21 protein-coding genes and 1 pseudogene are annotated in these 25333 nt (G+C 67.7%); 5 read left to right on the forward strand and 17 right to left on the reverse strand.

The window, feature by feature from the left end; translation table 11 throughout:
* Positions 1-11 precede the first annotated feature (11 nt).
* The 3 genes from KDK82_RS27765 to KDK82_RS27775 are packed head-to-tail and all read right to left on the reverse strand — an operon-like array spanning position 12 to position 1451.
* Entirely contained in the window at positions 12-419 is a 408-nt protein-coding gene (locus KDK82_RS27765; protein ID WP_088166764.1) for a DUF2809 domain-containing protein, read from the reverse strand.
* Positions 420-439: 20 nt separating this feature from the next.
* Positions 440-787, reverse strand: coding sequence for an antibiotic biosynthesis monooxygenase (locus KDK82_RS27770; protein ID WP_088166765.1), 348 nt, complete (start codon positions 785-787; stop codon positions 440-442).
* A gap of 34 nt (positions 788-821) precedes the next feature.
* Entirely contained in the window at positions 822-1451 is a 630-nt protein-coding gene (locus tag KDK82_RS27775) for an FMN-binding negative transcriptional regulator (RefSeq protein ID WP_088166766.1), read from the reverse strand.
* 100 nt (positions 1452-1551) lie between these two features.
* Between KDK82_RS27775 and KDK82_RS27780 the strand changes: the two genes are divergently transcribed.
* On the forward strand, positions 1552-3072 hold the full coding sequence (locus KDK82_RS27780) for a PLP-dependent aminotransferase family protein (RefSeq protein ID WP_088166882.1): 1521 nt from the start codon (positions 1552-1554) through the stop codon (positions 3070-3072).
* 30 nt (positions 3073-3102) lie between these two features.
* Here the strand turns inward: KDK82_RS27780 and KDK82_RS27785 are convergent, their stop codons facing one another.
* From KDK82_RS27785 to hemC, 9 genes and pseudogenes are all read right to left on the reverse strand, one after another.
* Positions 3103-6732: a hypothetical protein gene (locus KDK82_RS27785; protein ID WP_256974562.1), complete on the reverse strand. Its 3630-nt coding sequence runs from the start codon at positions 6730-6732 to the stop codon at positions 3103-3105.
* A gap of 57 nt (positions 6733-6789) precedes the next feature.
* A pseudogene (locus KDK82_RS33495) lies at positions 6790-7293 on the reverse strand (midcut-by-XrtH protein); the annotation flags it as partial.
* Between the two features lie 312 nt (positions 7294-7605).
* On the reverse strand, positions 7606-8184 hold the full coding sequence (locus tag KDK82_RS27790; protein ID WP_012204149.1) for a YceI family protein: 579 nt from the start codon (positions 8182-8184) through the stop codon (positions 7606-7608).
* 69 nt (positions 8185-8253) lie between these two features.
* Positions 8254-8826, reverse strand: coding sequence for a YceI family protein (locus KDK82_RS27795; protein WP_034391259.1), 573 nt, complete (start codon positions 8824-8826; stop codon positions 8254-8256).
* Between the two features lie 92 nt (positions 8827-8918).
* Positions 8919-9512: a cytochrome b gene (locus KDK82_RS27800; RefSeq protein ID WP_088166768.1), complete on the reverse strand. Its 594-nt coding sequence runs from the start codon at positions 9510-9512 to the stop codon at positions 8919-8921.
* A gap of 210 nt (positions 9513-9722) precedes the next feature.
* Positions 9723-11030 (reverse strand): heme biosynthesis HemY N-terminal domain-containing protein, encoded by a 1308-nt coding sequence (locus tag KDK82_RS27805; RefSeq protein WP_012204152.1) that lies wholly within the window; start codon positions 11028-11030, stop codon positions 9723-9725.
* Positions 11031-11049: 19 nt separating this feature from the next.
* Positions 11050-12192 carry a uroporphyrinogen-III C-methyltransferase gene (locus tag KDK82_RS27810; protein ID WP_012204153.1) on the reverse strand — a complete coding sequence of 381 codons (1143 nt, stop codon included), beginning with the start codon at positions 12190-12192 and terminating at the stop codon, positions 11050-11052.
* Entirely contained in the window at positions 12189-12998 is an 810-nt protein-coding gene (locus KDK82_RS27815) for a uroporphyrinogen-III synthase (RefSeq protein WP_088166769.1), read from the reverse strand. Before KDK82_RS27815 ends, KDK82_RS27810 begins: the two co-directional genes overlap by 4 nt.
* A 13-nt stretch (positions 12999-13011) precedes the next feature.
* A complete protein-coding gene (gene hemC / locus KDK82_RS27820) occupies positions 13012-13950 on the reverse strand; it encodes a hydroxymethylbilane synthase (RefSeq protein ID WP_013803628.1) in 939 nt (312 codons plus the stop codon).
* A gap of 112 nt (positions 13951-14062) precedes the next feature.
* Here hemC and ppc point away from each other — a divergent pair, with 112 nt between their 5' ends.
* Both ppc and KDK82_RS27830 read left to right on the forward strand, forming a co-directional pair.
* On the forward strand, positions 14063-16912 hold the full coding sequence (ppc, locus tag KDK82_RS27825) for a phosphoenolpyruvate carboxylase (RefSeq protein WP_088166770.1): 2850 nt from the start codon (positions 14063-14065) through the stop codon (positions 16910-16912).
* Between the two features lie 102 nt (positions 16913-17014).
* The gene (locus tag KDK82_RS27830) at positions 17015-19123 is read left to right on the forward strand and encodes a PTS sugar transporter subunit IIC/EAL domain-containing protein (RefSeq protein ID WP_088166771.1); all 2109 of its coding nucleotides are present in this window, start codon (positions 17015-17017) and stop codon (positions 19121-19123) included.
* Positions 19124-19174: 51 nt separating this feature from the next.
* Here the strand turns inward: KDK82_RS27830 and flhC are convergent, their stop codons facing one another.
* From flhC to KDK82_RS27855, 5 genes are all read right to left on the reverse strand, one after another.
* Positions 19175-19717 carry a flagellar transcriptional regulator FlhC gene (flhC, locus tag KDK82_RS27835; protein WP_012204158.1) on the reverse strand — a complete coding sequence of 181 codons (543 nt, stop codon included), beginning with the start codon at positions 19715-19717 and terminating at the stop codon, positions 19175-19177.
* A gap of 27 nt (positions 19718-19744) precedes the next feature.
* The gene (flhD, locus tag KDK82_RS27840; protein ID WP_012204159.1) at positions 19745-20071 is read right to left on the reverse strand and encodes a flagellar transcriptional regulator FlhD; all 327 of its coding nucleotides are present in this window, start codon (positions 20069-20071) and stop codon (positions 19745-19747) included.
* Positions 20072-20391: 320 nt separating this feature from the next.
* The gene (locus tag KDK82_RS27845) at positions 20392-21297 is read right to left on the reverse strand and encodes a sulfurtransferase (RefSeq protein ID WP_088166772.1); all 906 of its coding nucleotides are present in this window, start codon (positions 21295-21297) and stop codon (positions 20392-20394) included.
* Positions 21298-21391: 94 nt separating this feature from the next.
* Positions 21392-22297, reverse strand: coding sequence for a DMT family transporter (locus KDK82_RS27850; protein WP_063326876.1), 906 nt, complete (start codon positions 22295-22297; stop codon positions 21392-21394).
* A 323-nt stretch (positions 22298-22620) separates the two neighbouring features.
* Complete coding sequence (locus KDK82_RS27855; RefSeq protein WP_012204162.1) at positions 22621-23760, reverse strand: aromatic ring-hydroxylating dioxygenase subunit alpha; 1140 nt, start codon at positions 23758-23760, stop codon at positions 22621-22623.
* 340 nt (positions 23761-24100) lie between these two features.
* Between KDK82_RS27855 and xseB the strand changes: the two genes are divergently transcribed.
* The gene (gene xseB, locus KDK82_RS27860; protein ID WP_012204163.1) at positions 24101-24337 is read left to right on the forward strand and encodes an exodeoxyribonuclease VII small subunit; all 237 of its coding nucleotides are present in this window, start codon (positions 24101-24103) and stop codon (positions 24335-24337) included.
* Between the two features lie 8 nt (positions 24338-24345).
* A complete protein-coding gene (locus KDK82_RS27865; RefSeq protein WP_088166883.1) occupies positions 24346-25296 on the forward strand; it encodes a polyprenyl synthetase family protein in 951 nt (316 codons plus the stop codon).
* The last annotated feature ends 37 nt before the right edge of the window (positions 25297-25333 follow it).

Genomic DNA, 25333 nt, shown 5'->3' on the forward strand with positions numbered 1-25333 from the left:
CCGCTGCGGGTTTATGCCGTGAAGACGGGACGCCTGCGGCCACGGAACGCAGCCTCCACTACCAGCACGGCTGCAAAACCCATCACATAGGCCAGCACATCCCACCAGTCGGCCGTGCTGCCCAGCACGATGCGCAAAGCGCGGTTGGGAATGTGCAACTGGAAGGTCGATGCCAGGAACTGGCCCAGCTCCACCAGCAGGCCCACGCACAGTGCGGCCGATGCCAGCGGCAGCACGCGCGCGGCGATCACGGTCTTGAACACGGCATAGACCCAGGCCACGGCCATCACGTCGCCGAAGAAGCTGCGCAACCAGCCCCAGCGTGCGCCGACGGTGGCCAGCAGCACGAGCAAGACAAACAGGGCCACCGCCCACGCCAGGGAAACAGGATCAAAACGCCATCGCATGGCCGCCATCATCGGGCCAAAAGCGGGTCCGGTCAGCGAGCCGGGTGCGCAGTGCCTTGCGCAGCGGTGGCCAGCGGGTGCGCTATGCCGCCGTCGCCGTAGCTGCCCACCACCTGGGCGATCACCACCTGGTAGCCCTTGAGCCAGCGCGCCTGCTGCTGCTTGGCTTCGAGGTGCGCAGGGTGGCGCATCAGTTGCTGCAGCGCCTCCCAGGTCTGCCAGTAGTAGACGTTGGATACCAGGCCTGTGGCGGGGTTCTCCCAGGCCTCTTCGCCCAGGTAGCCGGGGATGGCGCGGGCGATCTCGGCGATCCGGCCGTCAAGGGCATGGAACTGCGCGTCGTATTCGCCCGGCGCGAAGGTGAAGGTGGATGTGTACATCGGTGGTTGGCAATCTGTGTGAGGGCGGCTGGCGCTAGAGGCGCGGCGCCGCATCCATGGCACCGGCCAGCGGCTCCTGTCCGCGCTCGCGCAGCGCGCCGATGGCGCCTTCCAGGTCGCGGGCCTGCCGGTTCTGGCTGAGCTTGGCCTTGCCCTCCAGGCGGGTGATGCGGATCTGCAGGCCGACGATGGCCTGCAGCATGCCGTCGATGAATTCACGCGGCGAGTCGGACATCTTCCAGGGCTGGGCCTGCGATGCCTCATGGACCCGCGTGAGCCGCCCGACCAGGCCGCGCACGAATTTCTCGTCGTCATGGATGCTTATTTGCCCGTGCACATGCACGGCCTCGTAGTTCCAGGTGGGCACCAGGCGGTGCGTCTCGTGCTTGCTTGGATACCAGCTGGGCGAGATATAGCCTTCGGCACCACGGAAGACGACCAGCACCTCGGCGCCGTCGCGGCACTGCTGCCAGATGGGATTGGCGCGGGCCACATGGGCGCTCAGCGTGCCCATCTCCCCTGGGTCCGCATCCAGCAGGAACGGCAGATGGTTGGCGTCCAGCACGCCGTTGGCCTGGGTGACGAGCGTGCCCAGGGGGTGGCTGCGGATCAGGCCGTGCAGGCTGTCGGAATCGGTGAGGGAGAAATGGGCGGGCGTGTACATGGAGCTTGGTGCAACGGTGGACCGGCATCGGGGGAAACAGGACTATCCACCATCCCTGGCACAATGAAAAATCCAGTTTCGTGATTTTTTGGAAGACCAGTTGAAGTCCCATTTCGCCGCCGATACCGGGGCTGCGCCCAGCGCCCGCCGCATCCACGAATGGCTGAAATCACAGGTGGCCGACGGCAGCCTGGCCGTGGGCGCACGCCTGCCCTCCACCCGCGCCCTGGCGCTGGACCTGGGCGTGTCGCGCACCACCGTCACGGCCGCCTACGAGCAGCTTGCGGCCGAAGGCTATCTGGAGACTGCTCCAGGCAGCAGGGCGCGCGTGGCGGCTGGCGCGGCGCAGCGCAGCCGTGCGCGCAGCATGCCGGCAGCGGCCCTGCAGCATGGCCGTCCCCGGCTGTCTTCCTATGGGCAGCGGGTGGATGCGCTGGCGTCAGCCCTGCCACCGGCAGCAGGCGATGGTGGGCCGGCCCCGATCGACTTTCTCTACGGCGCCCTGGCCTTTGACGACTTTCCCACGCTGGCCTGGCGGCGCGCCTACAACCGCGCCATCGTGCAGCGCCAGTCTTCCCTGTCCTACGACGCGCCCGAAGGCGAGCTGGCGCTGCGCATGGCGCTGCAAGGCTATCTGCGCCGGGCGCGGGGGCTTGCCTGTTCGGCCGATCAGATCGTGGTGGTGCAGGGTTCGCAGCAGGCCATCGACCTGTGCGCGCGCGTGCTGGTCGATCCGGGCGAGACCGTGCTGATGGAAGAGCCCTGCTACCTGATGGCGCGCCGCGTGTTCGAGGCCCAGGGCGCATGCCTGCAGGAAATGGCCGTCGATGAACAGGGCCTGGATACCTCGGCGCTGGCCGGGCGCCAGGCGCGGCTGGCCTATGTCACGCCCTCGCACCAGTTTCCGCTGGGCGGCGTGCTGCCCATAGGCCGCAGGCAGCAACTGCTGGCCTGGGCGCGCGCCACGGGTGCCTGGATTCTGGAGGACGACTACGACGGCGAATTCCGCTACGGGCTGCGCCCCATCGACGCCCTGCAGTCCATTGACGAGGTGGGCTGCGTCATCCATGTCGGCACTTTCTCCAAGGCCTTGTCGCCGCAGATGCGCATGGGCTACCTGGTGCTGCCGCCGTCCCTGGTGCCCGTGTTCCGGGAAGCCCGGCGGCTGGCCGACCGGCATGCACCGCGCCTGGACCAGCTGGTGCTGGCCGCGCTGATCGACGACGGCAGCTACGAGCGCCATGTGCGCGCTGCCCGCCGTCGCAACGAAGGCCGGCGGGCGGCATTGCTGCAGGCGCTGGAGCGGCACCTGCCGGGCGCGGTGCAGGTCGAAGGCTCGGCCTCCGGCCTGCATGTGGTGGCCTGGGTGCCTGCCGTGCATCAGCGCGATGAGATTGCCCTGGTGCGGCTGGCGCGAGAGCGTGGCGTGGGCGTTCGCCCCATCTCGCCGCTCTATGCGGCCGGTGATGCCCATCGCCGCCAGTCCTGCGCCGGGCTGGTCCTGGGTTATTCGAGCCTGCAGCCGCAGGCCATCGAGCAAGGGGTGCGCAGGCTGGCAGGTGTTGTGCGGGATGGACAGAAAAAAGGCGGGGCCTTCGAGGCCCCGCCTTGCCGACGCTGAGGTTTCCGGGTGTTGCCGCAGCGCCTGCAATCAGGTGGCGCTGCAGAGAATGAGCGTGGAACTCACGCTGCCAGCGGGCTTCCCGCCTGTGCCCGCATAGCCGTTGGGCAGCGTCGTCGAGCCATTCAGCGTGAAGGCGACGCTGATGGACAGCGTGGTTCTGAACGCGATCGTGGCCCCTGCCGGCAGTGCCGAGGTCAGGGTGACCTGGCGGGAGGTTGCGGAAAGTACCGACACGCTGGCTGTGCCTCCCGTCACACTGAACACACCGATGTTGGCAACTCCCGAACCGGTGATGGTCACCGTGGTGCCGACGGGAAGCGGCGCAGAGCCTGCCGTGAGGGTGAAGCCGGGGCCAAGGACGCCAAGCACACCACAGCTGCCATCGAGGTGGTAGGCGCCAATGTCGATGGAACCCGAGACCGTGATCGACAAGGCTGCGGTGTCGGTGTTGCTGCCCTGGATGGTGACATTGGTCGGCCCCTCGTCCGCACCTGCGGTGAAGGTCACCGTGCAGGTCCCCCCGGCCGGCAGCGACAGCCCGCAGGTGTTGCCGGAAACGGACAGCCCACTGCCGCCGGGGATGGTGGCGCCGATGCCGGTGGCGGCATTCGATCCCGTGTTGGTGATGGTCACGGAGCCTGTGCCGCCAGAAGCAATCGTCAGAGTTGGTGCAGAGATCCCCAGCGTGGTCGTGGTGCTGGGCGCCGTCACGGTGAACTGCACGGACGTTGCCGGGGTATTGCTGCCAGCGAAGCTGATGGCCGTCGGACCTTCCGGCGTGGCTCCAGTCAGCGTGATCGTGCAATTGGCCCCCGCTGCCAGCGATGAACCACAGGTGTTGGCCGACACCGTGATGCCGCTGCCTGCCGGAATCGTGGCCTGAACGTCGAGCGCAGGGGCCCCACCGTTGTTGGTGATGGTCACCCAGCCCGTTGCCCCTGTGTTGAACGACACGGGCGTGGTGGACATACCCAGCGTGGTCGGCGTGACGGGCGCCGTCACCGTGACCGGCACGGTCGTGGCCAGCGTATTGCTGCCGCCGAAGCTGATGGCCGTGGGGCCTTCGGCGGCGGCCGCAGTCAGGGTGATGCCGCAGCTGGCCAAAGAGGCGAGTGCGGCACCGCACGTGTTCGACTGCACGGTGATTCCGCTACCGGCCGGCGCCGTGGCGGTCACGTTGAAGGCCGCAGAAGCGCCGGTGTTGCTGATAAGGACCGTTGTCGAACCGCCCGCAGCGAACGACAGCGGAGCGCCGGGTATCGAGAGCGTGGCGGTGGGAACGGGCACCGTCACCGTGACCTGCACGGTCGTGGTGGGCGTGTTGCTGCCGCCAAAGCTGACCGCGGTCGGGCCTTCTGCGGCCGCAGCCGTCAGCGTGATCGTGCAGTCGGCCCCGGGGGGCAGGGAGATAGGGCAGGTGCTGGACGCCACCGTGATGCCGCTGCCGACCGGAATGGTGGCTTGCACGTTGAACGCCGGTGCGGACCCGTTGTTGGTGATGGTCACCGTGCCCGCTCCGCTGGTGCCAAACGACACGGGTGCGGCGGGAATGTCCAGCGTGGTCGGCGTGACGGGGGCCGTCACCGTGACCTGCACCGTCGTCGCCGGTGTGTTGGTGCCGCCGAAGCTGATGGCGGTCGGACCTTCGGCCGCAGTGGCCGTCAGCGTGATCGTGCAGCTGGCAGCGGGGGCCAGGATGGCGGGGCAGGTGGTGTTGGACACCGCGATGCCGCTGCCGGCCGGAATGGTGGCCTGCACATTGAACGCGGGTGCAGTTCCGTTGTTGACGATGGTGATCGCGCCTGCGCCGCTGGTGCCGAACGACAGGGGGGTCGTGGGAATGTTCAGCGTGGTGGGTGCGACGGGGGCTGTCACCGTGATCGGCACGGTCGTGGCCGGCGTGTTGCTGCCGCCGAAGCTGATGGCGGTCGGACCTTCGGCCGCAGCGGCCGTCAGCGTGATCGTGCAGCTGGCAGCGGGGGCCAGGATGGCGGCGCAGGTGGAGTTGGACACCGTGATGCCGCTGCCGGCCGGAATGTTGGCCTGTACGTTGAACGCGGGTGCGCTTCCACCGTTGTTGATGGTCACCGAGCCTGCACCGCCAGTGCCGAAGGAGACGGGGGTGGTGGGAATGTTCAGCGTAGTCGGCGTGACGGGGACAGTCACTGTCACAGGCACGGCCGTGGCCGGCGTGTTGCTGCCGCCAACGCTGATGTTCGTGGGGCCTTCCGGTCCTGCCGCCGTCAGTGTGATGGTGCAGCTTGCGCCCACCGGCAGTGACGCCGGGCAGGTGGAGGAGGCCACCATGATGCCGCTGCCGACCGGAATGATGGCCCGCAGGTTGAACGCGGGCGCCGTTCCGTTGTTGGTGATGGTCACCGAGCCTGCGCCGTAGGCGCCGAACAGCACGGGTGCAGGGGGAACGGTAGGCGCGGTTGGCGCGACGGGTGCGGTGACCGTGACCTGTGCGGTAGCGGCGGGCGCATTGCTGCCGCCGAAGCCGATGTTGGTCGGGCCCTCGGCCGAAGGGGCAGTCAACGTGATCGTGCAATTGGCCGAGGGAGCCAAGATGGCGGCGCAGGTGGTGTTGGACACCGTGATGCCACTGCCCGCCGGAATGCTGGCCTGCACATTGAACGCAGGTGCGCTGCCGCTGTTGGTGATGGTCACCGAGCCAGCACCGTTCGCTCCGAAGGACAGGGACGCCGAGGGAATGGTCAGCGTGGCGGGCAGGACGGCAGTCGTCACCGTGACGGGCACGGACGTGGAAGCCGTGTTGCTGCCGCCGAAGCCGATGGGGGTCGGGCCTTCCGCCGAGGGGGCTGTCAGCGTGATCGTGCAGCTGGCCGAGGGAGCCAGGATGGCGGAGCAGGTGGTGTTGGACACCGTGATGCCACTGCCCCCTGGAATGCCGGCCTGCACATTGAGCGCAGGTGCGCTGCCGCTGTTGGTGATGGTCACCGAGCCGGCGCCGCCCGCTCCGAAGGACACGGACGTCGCAGGAATGTTCAGCGTGGTGGGCGTGCCGGTTGCCGACACCGTGACCGGCACGGAAGTGGACGCCGTATTGCTGCCGCCGAAGCCGATGGCGGTCGGACCTTCCGCCGAGGGCGCGGTCAACGTGATCGTGCAGTTGGCAGAGGGTGCCAGGGCGGCAGGGCAGGTGGTGTTGGACACCGTGATGCCACTGCCCGCAGGAATGCTGGCCTGCACATTGAGCGCATTTGCGCCGCCGCTGTTGGTGATGGTCGCCGATCCCGTGCTGCCCGCCGCAAACGACAGCGGCGTGGCGGGAATGCTCAGCGTGGTTGTGGGGGCCGGGCCACCTGTCACGGTGACCGGGGTGGTGGTGGCTGCGGCGTTGCTGCTGGCAATGCTGACCGTGGTCGGGCCTTCCGCCGCGGGTGCCGTCAGGGTGATGGCGCAGCTGGAGCCCGCAGGCAGCGTTGCCGCGCAGCTGTTGGAGGAGATGGTGATGCCGCTGCCTGCGGGAATGGTGGCCTGCACATTGAGCGCTGCCGAGCCGCCGCTGTTGCTGACGTTCACCGTGCCGGTGCTGCCTGCGGCAAATGACAGGCCGGCGCCGGGAACGCTGAGCGTGGTGGGGCTGGCGCCGGCCGTGGCCTGGGCTGCCTCGGCGCGGCAAATGGTTTCCACATTCACCCGGCATGTGCCATTGGGCGCAATGGTGTTGCCCACGGCGCAAAGAGGCGGGGGCGATGCGGGCGGTGCCCCTGGCGGCATGAGATGGGTGAAGCCCGAGGGAAAACACTGATTCAAATTCGGTGGCTGAATGGCGGTGATTTTGAGTGCCACACCGGAATCATTGGTGAAATCTTCTGCAGAAAATCCATTGATATTGCCGCCATTGACAATTTGCGCAACGAGCAATGGCCGTGTCTCACCCGCCGGGTTGGTAAAGCTGCCCGTCAATTGGGCACGCAGATCGGGGCTGTGCCACAGCGTGGCGCACACGATGGCGCTGGTGCACAGCGCCATGAAGAGCGCCCGGTGCTGCCGGTTGCGCAGCACCAGCCAGGCGGCCATGGCCAGCCCTATGGCAAGGGCCAACAGACTCCAAGGGTTGTCCACCGGAATCGCGGTTGCCGCGACGGCGGCAGCCGGAGCGACCGTGATGCTTTGGGCATTGGCGGCCATTGGGAATGAATGGGCGGCAATGGCGGCGACAACGGCGGGGGCAATGGAGATCTGCTTCATGGGTGAATGCCAGGGAGTGATCGGAAAATGAAATTTAAAGTAAGTTTTTTGGAGTATGTCTATTTGTATCTATCGATATCGAGGAATCGTTATGCTGCGGCTTCTCAATGACCGTGAAATCGCTATCAATTTGATGCATTTGCAAAGGCCGCCAATGTGCTCGCTGTGCCTCTGTGGAGCAGGTGCGAATGGAGAGCATTGGCAAGGTCTTTTCCGGGAATTCAGAAAAGGCAAAAAAAAAGCCCGTGACCGGCTTGCGGATCACGGGCTTTGGGCGGCAGCGCCCTGAAAGGCACTGCGGCGAATGCGGTTTTACTGCTGCTTGACCGCTTCGATGGACATCACCAGGCGCACTTGCTTGGGGAAGCCATAGTCCACGCCGTAGTTCACACCGAAGGCGGTGCGGTCGATCACGGCTTCGAAGTCGCCGCCGCAGGTCTCACGCTTTTGCAGCATGGCGTTGGGGTAGCAGGTGAACTTGTTGGCCTTGATGGTCACGGGCTGGGTCTTGTCCAGGATGGTCAGGTGGCCGGTGACTTCCTTGAGCTTGTCGCCGTCGAAGACGAACTTGTCGGAGACGAACTTGGCCTGGGGGAACTTGGCCACGTTGAAGATGTCGGCGCTCTTGAGGTGCTTGTCGAAGGCGGCGGTGCCCGAGCTCAGCGATTCCATTTCCAGCACGACTTCGACCTTGCCGGCCTTGGCGTCACGGTCGAATTCCACGGTGCCGCTCTTCTTGTCGAAGCGCACGCGGTTGGTCGAGGCGCCGTTGTGGTCGATCTCGAACGTGGCGAAGGTGTGCGTCGGGTCGATGGCGTAGGTTGCGGGAGCAGCCTGGACAGCGGTGGCAAACAGGCCGGCAATGGCCAGGGCAAACACGGAAGTGCGCATGAAAGAACTCCTAGGTTGGGGTTGCACGAAACGGGAAAGAAAATGGCCGATCTTGGGCAGGGACGCGGCTTACAGCTTGCCCACGCCGGTCAGTGCCAGCTTGAACTGCACCTGCACCTCGTCGGCCACCATGGAGGTATCGCCCCACTCGCCTTCGCCGATCTTGAATTGCAGGCGCTTGAGCGGCAGCGTGCCGGTGGCCGTGGTCGTGGTGCCGGACTGGGCCAGTTGCACGGGAATGCTCACGTTCTGGACCTGGCCCTTGATGCTGAGCTTGCCGTCCACCTGGTACTTGCCGCCGCCCAGCGCCTTGACGGCGGTGGAGTCGAACACGGCCTGCGGGAATTTGGCGACGTTGAACCAGTCCGCCTTGGGCAGTTCGGCGTCGGTTTCCTTGGCGCCCATGGTGGCGCTGCCGGTGTCCACGGTGAAGCGGATCTTGCTGGTGTCGGGCTTGGCCGTGTCGAACTGGACCTGGGCATCAAACTTCTTGAAGTGGCCCTGCAGGGGCACGCCCATCTGCTTGGCCGTGAAGTTCACGGCGCTCTGGGCGGGGACGAGCTTTTGCTCGGCCAGTGCCGCTTGGGAAGCCAGGGCCGCAGCGGCCAGGGCGATGGTGGTCAGCGTGGAGGAAAAGCGCATGGCGAAACTCCTAGGGGTCGGGAAAATCCGGTCAGGGGGTGGCTGGGGCCGGATGGACACCGACCCTGGCTGGCGAGAGGTTGGCGAAAGGTTTAGGCGCGGCCCGGCAGCATGCGGGAGATCAGGCCGTCGCGGTCGATGAACTGGTGCTTGAGGGCGGCGCCCACATGCATGGCAATCAGCACGACCAGGGCCCAGGCCGCCCAGCCGTGCAGGGGCTTGAGGGTTTCCGCCAGTTCGGGGCTGGCGCTCACGAAGTCAGGCAGGGGCAGCATGCCGAGGAAGACGATGGGAAAGCCGGCCGCCGAGCTGTAGGCCCAGCCCAGCAGGGGCACGGCGAAGAACAGCAGGTACATGGCGTGGTGGGTGCCGTTGTGGGCCCAGTGCTGCCATTGCGGCATGGCTCGGGCCACGGCGGGCGGCAGCTCGGGCGGGCGGTGGGTGACGCGCCAGAGCAGGCGCAGCAGGCTCAGCGACAAAAGCGTGACGCCCAGCCACTTGTGCCAGTTGTACAGCTTCAGGCGCGAAGGGGAGAACGGCAGGCCGGTCATGTACCAGCCCAGGCCCAGGGCGGCGATCAGGCCCAGGGCCAGCACCCAGTGGGCGGCCATGGCCACGCCGGTATAGCGCGTGGCTTTGGAGGAGGATTTTGCTGGCGCGTTGGCGCGGGCTGAGGACTCTGTCATGGATGGCGGCAGGCTTTGGAACCGTTCAGGGCCCCTGTGAAGGGGCCCTGGATGGCAAAAAGGGTGCGGTGCGCTCTGCGAGAACTTCGTGCACTGCGGACAACGTGCAGTGTAGGAAGCGGCAAATCCAAAAGAGTTCAGCGGTATTGACGGCTCAATTCAAAAAAGATGAAGGCCGCAGCACCCGTGGTACCCCCGGGCTGCAGGAGTTCAGGGCCGGGCGGGATCGGCGGGCAGCATGACCACGGCCTGCGCCGCTTGCTTCCAGGCGGCGGCGGCGGCGTCGGCATCGCCCCGGTGCTCGGCCATCAGGGCCAGGCGCTGCCAGGCACGGGTGCGCAGTGCGCTTTCCTGCAGATGGGGCGCAGCGCGCAGCAGCAGTTGCTGGGCCTTGCCCCAGAGCTGGCGCTGCACGCAGGCCATGCCGGCCAGGTATTGCAGGCGGGGTTCGCGCGGATGGCTGTTGGTGGCCGCCTCGATGCGTGCCAGCCAGGTACCGTCCAGGCCGTCCAGGCAGGGCTCCAGCACCTGGACCAGGCGCGGCAGATGCGATTCGCTGCGCGGGCCGGCATGGGACAGCAGGCGTTCCCACACGGGCAGCAGCCAGGCACGGGCCTGCGCGGCCTCGCCGCCCAGGGCCATGAGGCGCGATGCGGCCGGCAGCGCGATCTCGGGCATGGCACGTTCCTCACCGTCCAGCGACAGCCAGAAGTGCTGCAGCTGCGTGGTGTCGCGTGCCTCGTTGATGCTCTCCAGCACCAGGCCGCGCACCACGCTGGCGGCGGCCGCTGGCGAGAAGGCGCGGTGCTTGGCCAGCAGGCGCGCCGTGTCCAGTGCCGTCGATGTCTGGCCTGCCAGGCGCGAGGCCTTCAGGCGGATGCGCAGCGCGATCGTGCGGCGTGCCGCGCCCTGCGGCAGTTCGGCCAGGCGGCGCAGCGCATCAGCTGCGTCGCGGTCGTCCAGGGCCCAGCGCGCGGCGCGCATCTGGGCGCCTTCGCGCATTTCCTGCTCCTGGGCATTGCCCTGGGCCGGTGCATTGGCCAGGACTTCGCGCCAGTGGTGGTCGCGCTGCGGGCTGTCCTGCAGGGCGTGGGAGGCATCGGCGGCCACCATGTGGGCGGCCGCACGCAGCCGCGTGCCGTGTGGCACGGCGGCATGGGCCTCGGCCAGGGACTCCTCCATCGCCAGGGCGGCCAGTGCCGACTTGCGTGCGCGCAGGAAGCGGCCGGCCTGCTGGTGCGACAGGGCTTCCAGCAGGCTGTGGTGCATGGCGCGCTCTTTTTGCTGGCTGCGCCAGCGCCGCGCCTGGTGCGGCATCTGCAGCAGCGCGGCCAGGGCGCGCAGCGCGGCATACAGCAGCACGAAGGCCAGCACGATGATGGCAATGGCCAGGTTCAGGGACAGGTCCAGCCGGTAGGGCGCCCAGAACAGGGTCACCGTGCCCTGGTTGGAGCCCGCGAACAAGGCGGCCGCAACGGCCATGCCGAACAAACCGATCAACCACAGTGCAGCGCGCATTCGTCTGTCTCCCGGCTGCTCAGCGGCCTGCGGCGGCCGTTGCCAGCGCCGCCAGGGTTTCCTGCAGCGCAGGCTGTTCGGTGGTGCGCAGATTGGCCTGGATCTGCTGCAGCTGGGCCTGCACGATCTGGGTGCGGCGCGCGGCAGGATCGAAGTATTTGTTCACGGCCATGCCCGAGGCGGCCAGGTCGGCACGCGCCGCATCCCACTGGCGCGACAGCAGGGCCAGGCGCGAGTTCAGCAGCTTGAGCTTGAGGTTCTCGCGCAGGAAATAGGCCTGCTCGGGCGCCAGCAAGATGGCGTCCGGGTGGTCGATGCGGCTGACGCGCAGCAGGTCCTGGGCCTCTTCGCGCACGGCCGTCCAGCCGCGCTCACCCCAGGACTGCCACCAGCTCCACTCGGTGGGGCTGCCCTCGATGGGGGCGGGCTCGGGCTGGCGGGCCGCCTGGCCGGCCACGCCGCGATGGCGGCTGGCGCGCGGCTGGGCCACGGCGTTGAGCAGGGGCATCTCGTCGACCAGGCGCACCAGGTCCTCGATGCGGGTGAGCAGGCCGGCCGTGTCGGTCACGCTCATGCGGGCCAGCCGCTCCAGGTCGCGGTCCAGCGCGCGCATCACGGGAGCCAGACGGGGCTGTGCGGCGCGCTCTATGCGCTGGCGGGCGTTCTTGAGCGTGGCCACCAGCGGCTGCAGGCTGCCGGACAGCTCGGCCTGCTGCTGGGCCAGGCGGATGGAGGAATCTATGTCCACCACCAGGTTCTCGTCACGCGAGCGCGACATGCTTTGCAGGAGTTCGTCGAGCTGCGTGCGCTGCAGCGACAGCTCGGCAATGCGCGCTTCCATGACCGAGGTGCGCGCCGCGCTGTCGCGGGCCAGGTCCTGGGCGTCGCGCGCCAGGGTGCGGGCTTCGACCGACTGGGAGCCGGACTGCGCGGACTGGCGGGCCAATTGTTCCTGGATATTGCCCAGGCGCTGCCAGAGCATGCCGCAGGCAATGAGCGCCGCCACGGCCACGGCGCCCACGCCCAGGACCAGGGCAGAGGAGCCGCTGCGCAGGTCTGCAGCGGGGCTGCTTTGGGCGGAGCCGGCAGCGAATGCTGCGGCGGAGGCTGGTGGCGTCAGGTCCTGCGGGGTGGGGCGGTCTTGCGCTGCGTCGGAACTCATGGCGTCGATTCTATCGACGCAACCACGTCCTCCAGAGCCGGCCGACATTGCTTGACATATCCGAATCCCAGTTGTTTGGCCTGGGCGGCGATTCGCTCGTGCGTAGCAAGCGCTCGCGCCTTTTGCCACGATTGGCCCGGCAGGAGCTGTTGCAGGTTGGCAACGGATTCGGCGCTGCTGAGCAGCCAGAGCGAGCCATCTTCGGCCGCCAGGCGTGCCAGTGCCGTCTGGGCTGCATCCCAGGCAGGCAGTTCGCGCTGGTAGACGGCCAGCATTTCGACCTGGGCACCGGCCTCGCGCAGTCGGGCGGCCAGCCAATCGCGGCCGGCGCCTGCCGTGGCCGGCACGGTCTTGGGCGCTCCTGCCTGGCTGTCGCCGCGCACGATGAGCACGCGGTCGCCCGCATGGATCTGGTCATGCACGCGCTGCCATAGCGTTTCGGATTCGAACTGGGCGGCGTCCGGTGGCGGGCCGTCGATCTGTGCTGGCGCAATGCCCAGGGCCAGCAGCGCCTGGGCCGTGCCGGGGCCGGGCGTCCAGGCGCGGGTGGAGGCCGGAAGCTGTGCGGGGTCGGTGCCGAAGAAATGCTGGACGGCATTGCCGCTGACGAACATCACGGCGCGGTAGCCCCGGCCTTCGCGCAGCGCGTTGCGGGCGGCCTGCAAGGCCTGTTGCGTGGCCGCATCGCGGCAGGGGCCTATGGCCATCAGCGCCAGCGGCTGGGCCGGCAGGCCACGGGCCTGCAGCGCATCCACCCACGCGGCTGCGTCATGGGCCGGGCGGGTGACGAGTATGCGCGGTGGCATGTGGGCGTGCCGTCTAGAGCTTGGGGGCCGGTTGGGCGCCCGCCGCCTGCAGCAGCGCAGCCACGTGCTGGCCCAGCGCGTCGGCGCTGGCGAAGTCGGTGACGGTGGCGTCGGCGTGCACCTGCACCAGCGGCAGCCGGCCTTCCGGGTCTCCCCAGGCTGCGTCCAGGCGCAGTTGCTGGCCGTCGAATGTGCCGTGCGCCGCCAGCGGCATGGAGCAGCTGCCGCCCATGCAGCGGCTGACGGCGCGCTCGGCGGTCACGGTCAGCCAGGTGGTCTGGTGGGCCAGCGGGGCCAGCGCGTCGATCAGGTCCTGGCGGTCGGCGCGCACCTCGATGCCCAGCGCGCCCTGGCCTGCGGCCGGCAGCATGCCGGTGGGCTCGAACCTGGCGCGGATGCGGTCGGCCAGGCCCAGGCGCATCAGGCCTGCGGCGGCCAGCACGATGGCGTCGTAGTGGCCTTCGTCCAGCTTGCGCAGGCGGGTGTTCACGTTGCCGCGCAGCGGCTCTATCTTCAGGTCGGGGCGCAGGGCCTGCAGCAGTGCCTGGCGGCGCAGGCTCGATGTGCCGACGACGGCGCCCTGCGGCAGCTCGGCCAGCGTGGCGTAGCGATTGGAGACAAAAGCGTCGCGCGGGTCTTCGCGCTCCATCACGCAGGCCAGCACAAAGCCTTCGGGCAGCTCCATGGGCACGTCCTTGAGCGAGTGCACGGCGATGTGGGCGCGTCCTTCTTCCAGCGCCACTTCCAGCTCCTTGACGAACAGGCCCTTGCCGCCCACCTTGGACAGCGTGCGGTCCAGGATCTGGTCGCCCTTGGTGGTCATACCCAGCAATTCCACTTCATGCCCCCGGGCGCGCAGCAGCGCCTGGACATGCTCGGCCTGCCACAGTGCCAGCTGGCTCTCGCGCGTGGCGATCACGATGGAGTGGGGGAGAAGTGGTTTGGTGTTCATCAGGTGCCTCGGGGGGAGCGCGGGATGCTAGCATGCTGCGCCGCAGTAAACCCGGCACCAGGACCGAAGCCCAAGCAAACCGATACGCTGACCGATTCCAGGAGATTCGTTGATGGCCACCGCCCCCCGCAAGAGCAATGCGCGAGATGACAGGCGTGATGACAAGCCTGTCCGCAAGACGGACAAGGACCTGCCGCTGATCGAGGACATACGCCTGCTGGGGCGCATTCTGGGCGATGTGATCCGCGAGCAGGAAGGCGTGGCGGCCTTCGAGCTGATCGAGCAGGTGCGCCAGCTGTCGGTGACCTTCCGCCGCGATGCCGACGAGACCGCCGACCGCGCGCTCAAGCGTCTGCTCAAGGGCCTGACGACGGACCAGACGGTGAGCGTGATCCGCGCCTTCACCTATTTCAGCCATCTGGCCAACCTGGCCGAGGACCGCCACCACATCCGCCGCCGCGCCGTGCACGAGCGCGCGGGCAATACGCAGGAGGGCAGCATCGAAGTGGCGCTGGCGCGGCTGCGCTGGGCCGGCATCTCGGCCGGCACCGTGGCGCAGACGCTGGCCAAGAGCTATGTGGCACCGGTGCTCACGGCCCACCCCACGGAAGTGCAGCGCCAGAGCATTCTGGTGGCCGAGCGCGACATCTCCCAACTGCTGGCCGCGCGCGAGGACATCGTGGCCCGCGCCCAGCTGTACAACAGCGCCAAGGACGCGCTCACCCCGCGCGAGCTGGAACGCAACGAGGCCCAGCTGCGCGCCCGCGTCAGCCAGCTGTGGCAGACACGCCTGCTGCGCTACTCCAAGCTCACCGTGGCCGACGAGATCGAAAACGCGCTGTCCTACTACGAAGCCACCTTCCTGCGCGAGATCCCCAAGCTCTACGCGCAACTGGAGCAGGAGCTGGGCAACACCCTGCCCGTGCACAGCTTCCTGCGCATGGGCCACTGGATCGGCGGCGACCGTGACGGCAACCCCAATGTGACGGCCCAGAGCCTGGAGCTGGCGCTGTCGCGCCAGGCCGACGTGGCGCTGCGCCACTATCTTCGCGAGGTGCACTACCTGGGCGGCGAGCTGTCGCTGTCCCAGCGCCTGACCGATGTGTCCACCGAGATGCAGGCCCTGGCAGAGCGCTCGCCCGACACCAACGAGCACCGCTCCGACGAGCCCTACCGCCGCGCGCTCACCGGCATCTACGCGCGCCTGGCCGCCACGCTCAAGGGGCTGACCGGCGGCGAGGCTGCGCGCCATGCCGTGGCGCCGCAGAACGCCTATGCCTCGTCCGAGGAGTTCCTGGCCGACCTGCGCGTCATCGATGATTCCCTGAGCCGCAACCACGGCGAGGTGCTGGCGCCCCAGCGCCTGCGCCCGCTGATGCGCGCCGTGCAGGTCTTCGGTTTCCACCTGGCCACGGTGGACCTGCGCCAAAGCTCGGACAAGCATGAGGAAGTGGTGGCCGAGCTGCTGGCTGCCGCGCGCCTGGAGCCCGACTACTCGGGCCTGCAGGAAGACGCCAAGTGCGCCTTGCTGGTGCGCCTGCTGGAAGAGGCGCGGCCGCTGCGCGTGGTGGGCGCCGACTATTCCGAGCATGCGCGCGGCGAACTGGCCATCTTCGAGACCGCGCGCCGCCTGCGCGCGGCCCTGGGCGCCGAGGCCATACGCCACTGCATCATCAGCCACACCGAATCGGTCAGCGACCTGCTGGAAGTGCTGCTGCTGCAAAAGGAGGCCGGGCTGCTGCGCGGCACGCTGGACGACGGCGCCATCTGCGATGTGATCGTCGTGCCGCTGTTCGAGACCATTGGCGACCTGCGCAGCGCCTCGCCCATCATGCGCCGCTACTTCCAGCTGCCCGGCGTGGCGGCCATGGTGCAGCGCAGCGGCGGCGAGCAGGACATCATGCTGGGCTACAGCGACAGCAACAAGGACGGCGGCATCTTCACCAGCAACTGGGAGCTGTACCGCGCCGAGATCTCGCTGGTCGAGCTGTTCGACGAGCTGGCCGACAGCCATGGCATCAGCCTGCGCATGTTCCATGGCCGCGGCGGCACCGTGGGCCGGGGCGGCGGCCCCAGCTACCAGGCCATCCTGGCCCAGCCTCCGGGCACGGTGCGTGGCCAGATCCGGCTGACCGAGCAGGGCGAGGTGATCGCCTCCAAGTACGCCAACCCCGAGATCGGCCGGCGCAACCTGGAGACCCTGGTGGCCGCCACGCTGGAGGCCACGCTGCTGCAGCCGACCAAGCCGGCCACACGCGCCTTCCTGGATGCGGCGGCCTTCCTGTCCGACGCCAGCATGGGCGCCTACCGCGCCCTGGTGTACGAGACCCCCGGCTTCACCAGCTACTTCTTCAGCAGCACGCCCATCCGCGAGATTGCCGAGCTGAACATCGGCTCGCGCCCGGCCTCGCGCAAGCCCTCGCAGAAGATCGAGGACCTGCGCGCCATTCCCTGGGGCTTCAGCTGGGGCCAGTGCCGGCTCACGCTGCCGGGCTGGTACGGCTTTGGCGCCGCGGTCAAGGCCTTCATCGACCAGCCGGGCAAGGATGGCAAGGCCCAGCTGGCCCTGCTGCAGAAGATGTACCGCCAGTGGCCGTTCTTCCGTACCCTGCTGTCCAACATGGACATGGTGCTGGCCAAGAGCGACCTGAACCTGGCCTCGCGCTATGCCGACCTGGTGCCGGACGCGCGCCTGCGCCGGCGCATCTTCAGCGCCATCGAGGCCGAGTGGCACAGCACCGTCGATGCGCTGGCGCGCATCACGGGCGACAAGCAGCGCCTGGCCCACAACGAAGCGCTGGCGCGCTCCATACGCCATCGCTTCCCCTACATCGATCCGCTGCACCATCTGCAGGTGGAGCTGGTGCGCCGCTGGCGCGCAGGCCAGACCGATGAGCGCATCAAGACCGGCATCCACCTGTCCATCAACGGCATCGCGGCCGGGGTGCGCAACACGGGCTGATCCTGCTCTCTGGAGGCCGCAACAGCCCTTTGCGGCCGGCGTTGTACGATGTGCTCCGGACAGGAGCGCCTGACTTCTGCCGGGAAGAAAAGGGTGGGAGCCATGGGCAACAAGACGTCACGGGCCGGCTTTCCGGACGTGCAACTGTTCCTGACACAGCGCCTGGCCAGGCTGGCCGGCGCCAACTCCATGCGGGCCATACGCGAGGGCCTGCTCTGGCTGGTTCCCTGTCTGCTGGTCTCGGCCCTGTTCCTCATCCTGTCGGCGCTGGCGCAGATGTCCGGCCAGCCCGAACCCGTGGTGCGGGTGCTTGCAGGCCTGCACGCGGAGATCGGCAGCATCCTGCCGCTGCTGGTGGCCGCGTCCATCGGCTACATGCTCTCCATACGCCACCGGCTGCCGCGCCTGCCGGTGACCTTTCTGTGCTTCGCGCATGTGCAGATGGCCATTTATCTGCTGAGCGAGCATCCGCGCGCAGCGGCTACCCTGGTGCTGTTCATCTCCATCGCCTCCCCCCTGATCACCGTGCCCCTGATGGCGCGCCTGAGCCGGCTGCGCTGGACGCGCATCGCGCGCACCGGCTTCGTGAGCGAGAACGTGCGCGAGGTCATGAACCTCGTCGTTCCCGGCGCCCTTGTCGCCGTGCTGCTCGTGCTGCTGCTGCTGGGCCTGCAACAGGTGCTGCCGGATCTCACGCGGGCCGAACTGCCGCTGGCCATCGCGGGCCCAGAGACCCCCTACCGCAGCGGGCTGACGCTGGCACTGCTCAATTCCGTGCTCTGGTTTTTCGGCGTCCAGGGGTACTACGCCATGCAGCCCTTCTTCCAGGTGCTGGACCAGGCGGTGGTGGCCAATGCCGCCGCGATGGCGCAGGGGCTGCAGGCGCCCTGGGCGCTCAGCGGCGGGCTGATGGGCTCCTTCGTCTTCATTGGCGGCTCCGGCGCAACGCTGTCGCTGGCGCTGGCCGTGCTGCTGTTTTGCCGGGGGCGGGGCCTGCGCGTGCTGGCGCTGGCGGCGCTGCCCATCTCCTTGCTCAACGTCAACGAGATCCTGCTGTTCGGGCTGCCGATCATCCTGAACCTGCGCCTGCTCGTGCCGTTTCTCGCGGTACCCGCCATCAACCTGGTCGTGGCCGTCACGGTGGTGCAGGCCGGCTGGGTGGCACCGGCCTCCATGGTGCTGCCGCTGACTGCGCCCGTGGTCTTCAATGCCTATGTGAGCACGGGCGGGGACATGGCGGCCGTGGTGCTGCAACTGGCATTGACGGCCCTGGGAGCGCTGATCTATGCGCCCTACGTGCGGGCCATCGACCGGCTGGGCCAGGACGACGGTGCCATCGTGCTGCACGCGCTGGACACCACGTTCTCGCGCCTGCCCGAAGAGGCCGGGCTGATCGTGCGCGATCCGCTGGTGCAGGCGCACCAGGCGCAGGCCCGGCGCGAGACCATGCTGGCGCATATCCGTCGCATCAGCGAGTACGAGTTCCACCTGGAATTCCAGCCCCAGGTCTCGCACCGCAGCGGCCTGTGCCTGGGCTGCGAGGCCCTGCTGCGCGCGCGGGACGCGCAGGGCCGCTTGCAGCAGCCCGGCAGTTTCCTGCGCTGGCTGGCCGATGCGGGGCTGATGCGCGAGGTGGACCTGTGGGTGGCGGGCGCTGCCGTGCGCCAGAGCCGGCACTGGCGTCAGGAGGGCTTTGCCATGCCGATCAGCATCAATGTGTCGGGTGCCACGTTGACCTCGCCCGAGTACTGCTCGCGCCTGATGCTGCTGCTGGCCCAGGCCAGGGGGCAGGTCGGCGTGGAGATCACGGAGGAAGAAATGGTGGGCGACGTGGAGGCGATCCGCCGCGCCATAGGGCAGATCCATGCGCTGGGCGCCAAGGTGTCCATCGATGACTTCGGCACCGGCTTCTCGTCCATGAGCTACCTGCACCAGTTCGATGTGGATGCCATCAAGATCGACCGCAGCTTCGTCGTGGCCAGCGGCCATGCCAAGGGCGAGCTGGTGCTGGACGGCCTGCTGCGCTTTTGCGAGGCGCTGCAGCTGAACGTGGTGGCCGAGGGCGTGGAGACCGAGGCGCAGTTGCAGGCCCTGGGCTTCGAGGGCGATCTGCTGGTGCAGGGCTGGTACTTCAGCCGCGCCCTGCCGGGCGAGAAACTGCCGCAGTTCGCCAGGGACTGCGCCGCCAGGGCAGGCGGCGGGACGGTCTAGATTCCTGGATTCCTGTGGCGGCATCGCGGGTGCGATGCGCAGTGCAGATCATCAGTGCAGCATCAGCGAGCCGGCGCTCTTGCTCTTGCCGGCGCGTGCGGGCGGATTGCACAGGCCGCACTGGTAGTGGCGCTCGTTCTCGTAGGGCTCGGTCACGAACTGGCCCTTGCACACCGTGCACTGGGTGCGGGTCAGCATCTGCGCGTCGACGAACTTCACCAGGCGCCATGCGCGGGTGAAGGACAGCAGCGCTTCCAGCTCGGCGGCCTGGATCTGCTCGGTATAGAGACGGTAGGCCTTGGTCAATTGTTCAACGGCATCCAGCTCGGCGCCCTTGGACAGGTATTCGTAGATATTCAGGAACAGCGAACTGTGGATGTTCTCCTGCCAGGTCAGGAACCAGTCGGTCGAGAACGGCAGCTGGCCCTTGGAAGGCGACTTGCCGGCGATCTCCTTGTACAGGCGGATCAGGCGCTCGTAGGACAGCGTGGTCTCGGATTCGAGCACCTGCATGCGTGCACCCATCTCGATGAGCATGGCGGCGCGCTCGATCTGCTTGGACTCGTTCAGGACACTTTTGGCGGGGGTGGACATGGCGGGCTCCAGAGTTCTTCAGGCGGATCAGAGGACTTCGGAGACGCGGCTGGCCATCAGGATGTTGGCGTGCAGCGTGTTGGTCGCACCGTTGCCGATCTTGTTGCTGCTGTGGTTGGTCAGCAAGCTCCAGACCATTTCGTCGTCCACCCGGAAGCTGGCGAGCAAGGTGTTGCGCGAGGCCAGCTTCAGCACCTGGGCTGCCGACAGTGCGGCCAGCAGGTCGCACGATTCTTCGTTCAGTCCCAGGCGGAACACCGCTTCGGCCTTGTCCTGGCGGATCAGGGTCTGGGCCAGCATCAGGTAAGTGAGGTTGGCTTCGCGGATTTCGGCAAGCAGCTGTTCATTGTTCATAGGACCATCCTTTGCATCTCGGCAGCCGCAACGCCCGGGTAGAAACAAGATGTTCAACCTGTTGCGATCTGTTGAGATGGATTGTGGAGGAGGGCCCTTCGCCGTTGAAGTCGGGGCAGGTCTGCGCCGGATGTCTGGTTGTGAGACGGCGTTTGTAAGATTTACCTTACACCTGTAGCAAGGTTTGGATGACTCGATTTCGCTCGGGCCCCGCCGTCTGGAGGCTCGGGAGCAGGCCGCTGCAGTGGTGTTGTTGCATGTCGGCCTTTTGACACAGTGCTGTCATTGTGCAGCCTCCCCAAGGGGAGGCATAAGCCGAATTAGCCGCGCTCCACCGGCCTCTTCGGGTCACTGCACCACTCGCTCCAGCTGCCCGCGAACAGCCTTGCAGGCGGCAGCCCCGCAATGCGCATCGCCAGCAGGTTGGGCAGCGCGCTCACGCCGCTGCCGCACTGGTGCACCACGCTGGCCGGATCGCGGCCTGCCAGCAGCTGGTCGAACTCCGCGCGCAGCAGGGCGGCAGGCTTGAAGCGGCCATCGGCGGCGATGTTCTCGGTGAAGGGCCGGTTGAGCGCGCCTGGGATGTGGCCGGCCACAGGGTCCAGCGGCTCGACCTCCCCGCGGTAGCGGGCCGGGGCGCGTGCATCGACCACGGTCTGGCCTGCGCTGCCCAGTGCATCGAGCACCTGCTGCGCCGTTGCCAGTTGCTGCAGCGGCTCGCGCAGCTCGAAGTTGGACTGGAAGCGCGCGCTTTCCTCGCCCGATGCCACGGGCTGGCCTGCGGCCTGCCAGGCCTGGAGACCTCCATCGAGCACGGCCACATCGCCATGGCCGGCCCATTGCAGCATCCACCACAGGCGCCCGCAGTGGTTGGCACCATTGCGGTCATAGACCACGGCCTGCATGTCGTTGGAAAAACCGATGCTGGACAGCCACACGGCAAAGCGTTCGCGGTTGGGCAGCGGATGGCGGCCGCCCGAGGCGGCCTGCTCGCTGGCCGCCACGCTGCCATGAGCGCCGGGCACGCCATGCTTGGCACTGAGGTCATGGTCCAGGTCGGCGAAGACGGCGCCTGGAATATGCGCCTGCAGGTACTGGGCCTTGCCGGCCGCAGGCTGGGTCAGGTCGAAGCTGCAGTCGAAGACCATCAGCGGACGGCCGCTGGCCTGCAGCGCGGCCAGCTCCTGGACGGAGATCAGGGTCTGGTAGGAGGTGTTGGAAGTCATGGATGCGGAACTCCGAAGGCCTGTGCAGGCGGTGGTGCGCCTGCGGCAAAAAGATCCGATCCATTATGCGACGGCCCCATGCGGGCCGGCGGCGTCAGCCGCGCGAACGCAGGGCCGTGGCCAGGGCGCCGCTGGCCACGATCAGGCCAATGCCGGCCCAGCCGATCAGCGGCACGCTTTCGCCGAACATCGCCAGGCTCAGCAGGGCCGCGAAGACGATGCCCGAATACTGCAGGTTGGCCACGACCAGGGTGTTGCGGCTGTTGCTGGCCGAGGCGTAGGCCGCCGTCATGCAGACCTGGGCCACGGCGGCCAGCACGCCCACGGGCAGCAGCCACAGCGCGCGCCAGCCTGGCCAGACGGACACGCCCGTGAAGCACATGGCCAGGGCGCCGGCCACGGCCGAGCCCAGTGCGAAGTAGAAGACCACGCGCGCCTCGGGCTCGCCCATGCGCGACAGCGTGGCCACCTGCATATAGGCCATGGCGGCGAACACCCCGCCGATCAGGCCGCCCGCGCTGGCCACGAATTCCTGCGGCGCCGCGCTGGGGCGCAGCACCAGGATCACGCCCACGAAGCCCAGGGCCACGGTGGCGACCAGGCTCCAGGGAAACGGCGGCAGCGCGCGCAGCGCATGCGATTCGGGCTGGCGGCGCAGCTGGTGGCGCAGCAGCAGGCCCTGGCCGATCAGAAAGACCGCCATCCAGATGCTGCTCATGGAGTTGAACGTGGCCGCCGTGGCCAGCGGCAGATGGCCGATGGAGTAGAACCAGGCGCCCATGGAAGTCACGCCCACAAAGCTGCGCCAGGCATGCTCGCGCGGGTAGCGAGTGGCCAGCGAGATGCCCTGGTGGCGCGCCAGCCACCACAGCGCCACCATGCTGACCAGCCCGCGGTAGAAGACGATTTCCGCCGCATTGAAATCCTGGGAGGCGAACTTCACACACACACTCATGACCGCAAAAACGAATGCGGCCGCCACCATCCACAGGGCTTGCATATAAATGACCGGATAGAGCCGCACAAGGACCGCGGCGCTGGACGAGAAAAGGGTTGGGTTTTGTTTTTGGCGCATGCCGCCTGGCTGCGTACGGCCCAGGGCCGTGGCAGGGACACGCGCAAGGAACTGTATTGCATAAGCCAAGACATTGGACTTGCCTCGGGATGCATTGCCGCCGCCAGCCCTGCCCATTGGGCACATCAGGGCGCTTGCATTCAGAGGAGCTGGGCAGCGGGCCTGCCGCTCAATGCAGACGGCCCAATGCCAGCGGCCCAATGCAGACGGCCCGCACGAATGCGGGCCGTCGGGAGAGCCGGAGCAGATCAGCGTGCGGGGACTGCGTCACCCATCACGCCGCGATACCACTCATGGAAGTGCTGCATGCCGTCTTCCATGGGGCTCTGGTAGGGGCCGACCTCGTTGTCGCCGCGCTCGTACAGTGCCCTGCGGCCGGCGTCCATGCGCTCGCCGATCTCGTCGTCCTCGATGCAGGTCTCCATGTAGGCGGCCTTTTGCGCCTGCACGAATTCGGGCTCGAAGGCCGCGATCTCTTCGGGGTAGTAGAACTCGACCACGTTCAGCGTCCGGTCCACCGCCAGCGGGTGCAGGGTCGAGACCGTGAGCACGTGCGGATACCACTCCACCATGATGTGCGGGTAGTAGGTCAGCCAGATCGCGCCGCGTTCGGGCAGCTCGCCGTTGCGGTAGGCCAGCAGCACGTCGTGCCACTTCCTGTAGGTGTCCGAGCCGGGCTGGGCAAAGCCGGGCGCCACGCCCACGGTCTGCACCGAGTACTCCTTGGCAAACTCCCACTGCAGGTCGTCGCAGGTCACGAAGTTGCCCAGGCCCGGGTGGAAGGGGCCGACGTGGTAGTCCTCGAGGTAGACCTCGATGAAGGTCTTCCAGTTGTAGTTGCACTCGTGCATCTCGACATGGTCGAGCACGAAGCCCTCGAAGCTCAGCTGCTCGCGCAGCTTCATGCCGGCCAGGTCGGACTCGATGTCGCGGCCGTTGTCCTCGAACAGCAGACCGTTCCACTCGCGCAGCCGGTAGTTGTTCAGGTTCAGGCAGGGATCGTGGCTGAAGTGCGGTGCGCCCAGCAGCTCGCCGCTGGTGCTGTAGGTCCAGCGGTGCAGCGGGCAGACGATGTTGCCCCCCGCATGGCCCTTGCCTTCGGTCATCAGATTGCCCCGGCCCTTGAGCATCACGGCCTGGCGGTGGCGGCAGACGTTGGAGATCAACTCCACCTGCCCCCTGGCATTGCGCACCAGAGCGCGGCCTTCCTTTTCCTGGGGCAGGGCGTAGTAGTCGCCTATCTCGGGAACGGCCAGTTGGTGGCCCACGTAGCGCGGGCCGCGTTGAAAGATGGTCTCCAACTCGCGCTGGAACAACGCAGGGTCGAAGTAACTGGAAACTGGTAGTTGGCTTGCGGCCTGCTGCAGTTGAAGACTTAAATCAGACATGGGTGACCTGACCTAAAGACTCCCCACAGGGAGGGTGCGCGTGCGCACGGGATTGGAAAAAGCAAAACCGGCCGTTCCTGGACATGGAGGCAGGCTTCACGACGTGAAAAGAAGCGGCGCCCGAGGCGCTGTCTCTTGTCGATGAGCCCGACCGTATGCCCAGGCAAGGGGCCGGTTTGACGGGGAATGGGATTATAGCCCGTGGGGTTATTTCCGGATGCCCGGTACGTGTATTGCAAGCGGCCGATGGCGCCTGTCAAGGGCTGTCCGGTTATTGGCGGCGCGGTCGCGGAGGGGCGCCTAGAATCGTCGGTTCCCCACAACGCACCGCCATCGCACCATGCCCAAGGCTGCTCCCAAGGCTCTTGCCGAGCCCACCAGTTACGAATCCGCGCTGCAGGAGCTGGAGCAGCTCATCGCGCAGATTGAGTCGGGCCAGCTGCCTCTGGAGCAGATGCTGACAGGCTACCAGCGCGCGGCGCAGCTGCTCGGCTATTGCCGCGGCCAGCTCGACGCGGTGCAGGAACAGGTCAAGGTGCTTGACGAGGGGACGCTGGCCCCGTGGAGCCAGGATTGAAGATTGCCATGAGTGCCGTGATGACTTGCGCTTCCGATGTTTCCCAGCCGGCCGGCCTCGGCGCGCTGGATTTCCCCTGCTGGATGACCGATCGCCTGGCGCGCACCGAAAGCGCGCTGTCGCAATGGGTGGGCGTGGATGCGCCTGCGGGCCTGGGCGAGGCCATGCGCTACGCCGTGCTCGATGGCGGCAAGCGCCTGCGCCCGCTGCTGGTCTGGGCCGCCGCCGAGGCCGTCGATGGCCTGCAGCCCGCCGCCGTGCGTGCCGGCTGCGCGGTGGAGCTGATCCATGCCTATTCGCTGGTGCACGACGACATGCCTTGCATGGACAACGACGTGCTGCGCCGTGGCAAGCCCACGGTGCATGTGCAGTTCGGCGAAGCCTCGGCCCTGCTGGCTGGCGATGCGCTGCAGGCGCTGGCCTTCGAGCTGCTCGTTCCCGAGCCCGATCAGGCCGGCAGCATGCCGGACGCCCTGCAGGCGCGGCTGTGCCGGCTGCTGGGCCGTGCCGCAGGCGCGCAGGGCATGGCCGGTGGCCAGGCCATCGACCTGGCCAGCGTGGGCCTGCAACTGAGCGAGGCCCAACTGCGCGAGATGCACCGCCTCAAGACCGGCGCCCTGCTGCATGCCAGCGTGCTCATGGGAGCAGCCTGCAATGAGGGCGTGGATGCCCAGGCCTGGCAGGCGCTGTCCGACTACGGGCAGGCGCTGGGCGTGGCCTTCCAGGTGGTGGATGACATCCTCGACGTGGTGGCCGACTCGGCCACCCTGGGCAAGACGGCCGGCAAGGACGCGGCCAACGACAAGCCGACCTACGTCTCGCTGCTGGGCCTGGACCAGGCCCGCGCCCATGCCGACGAGCTGTGCGCCCTGGCGCACGCGGCGCTGGCGCGCAGCGGCCTGCCGGACACGCGGGCCCTGGCGGCACTGGCCGACATGGTCGTGAGCCGCACTCACTGACAATACGGACCGCGGCCTTGCCGCTCCAAGATACCTA

This window comes from Delftia sp. K82 (genome assembly GCF_002193035.1).
Classification (GTDB): domain Bacteria; phylum Pseudomonadota; class Gammaproteobacteria; order Burkholderiales; family Burkholderiaceae_C; genus Comamonas; species Comamonas acidovorans.

Bases quoted from the DNA above. Each gene is read 5' to 3' on its own strand.
- KDK82_RS27765 (WP_088166764.1), bottom strand. From the start codon at position 419: ATGATGGCGGCCATGCGATGGCGTTTTGATCCTGTTTCCCTGGCGTGG.
- KDK82_RS27770 (WP_088166765.1), bottom strand. From the start codon at position 787: ATGTACACATCCACCTTCACCTTCGCGCCGGGCGAATACGACGCGCAG.
- KDK82_RS27775 (WP_088166766.1), bottom strand. From the start codon at position 1,451: ATGTACACGCCCGCCCATTTCTCCCTCACCGATTCCGACAGCCTGCAC.
- KDK82_RS27790 (WP_012204149.1), bottom strand. From the start codon at position 8,184: ATGCGCACTTCCGTGTTTGCCCTGGCCATTGCCGGCCTGTTTGCCACC.
- KDK82_RS27795 (WP_034391259.1), bottom strand. From the start codon at position 8,826: ATGCGCTTTTCCTCCACGCTGACCACCATCGCCCTGGCCGCTGCGGCC.
- KDK82_RS27800 (WP_088166768.1), bottom strand. From the start codon at position 9,512: ATGACAGAGTCCTCAGCCCGCGCCAACGCGCCAGCAAAATCCTCCTCC.
- KDK82_RS27805 (WP_012204152.1), bottom strand. From the start codon at position 11,030: ATGCGCGCTGCACTGTGGTTGATCGGTTTGTTCGGCATGGCCGTTGCG.
- KDK82_RS27810 (WP_012204153.1), bottom strand. From the start codon at position 12,192: ATGAGTTCCGACGCAGCGCAAGACCGCCCCACCCCGCAGGACCTGACG.
- KDK82_RS27815 (WP_088166769.1), bottom strand. From the start codon at position 12,998: ATGCCACCGCGCATACTCGTCACCCGCCCGGCCCATGACGCAGCCGCG.
- hemC (WP_013803628.1), bottom strand. From the start codon at position 13,950: ATGAACACCAAACCACTTCTCCCCCACTCCATCGTGATCGCCACGCGC.
- ppc (WP_088166770.1), top strand. From the start codon at position 14,063: ATGGCCACCGCCCCCCGCAAGAGCAATGCGCGAGATGACAGGCGTGAT.
- KDK82_RS27830 (WP_088166771.1), top strand. From the start codon at position 17,015: ATGGGCAACAAGACGTCACGGGCCGGCTTTCCGGACGTGCAACTGTTC.
- flhC (WP_012204158.1), bottom strand. From the start codon at position 19,717: ATGTCCACCCCCGCCAAAAGTGTCCTGAACGAGTCCAAGCAGATCGAG.
- flhD (WP_012204159.1), bottom strand. From the start codon at position 20,071: ATGAACAATGAACAGCTGCTTGCCGAAATCCGCGAAGCCAACCTCACT.
- KDK82_RS27845 (WP_088166772.1), bottom strand. From the start codon at position 21,297: ATGACTTCCAACACCTCCTACCAGACCCTGATCTCCGTCCAGGAGCTG.
- KDK82_RS27850 (WP_063326876.1), bottom strand. From the start codon at position 22,297: ATGCAAGCCCTGTGGATGGTGGCGGCCGCATTCGTTTTTGCGGTCATG.
- KDK82_RS27855 (WP_012204162.1), bottom strand. From the start codon at position 23,760: ATGTCTGATTTAAGTCTTCAACTGCAGCAGGCCGCAAGCCAACTACCA.
- xseB (WP_012204163.1), top strand. From the start codon at position 24,101: ATGCCCAAGGCTGCTCCCAAGGCTCTTGCCGAGCCCACCAGTTACGAA.
- KDK82_RS27865 (WP_088166883.1), top strand. From the start codon at position 24,346: ATGAGTGCCGTGATGACTTGCGCTTCCGATGTTTCCCAGCCGGCCGGC.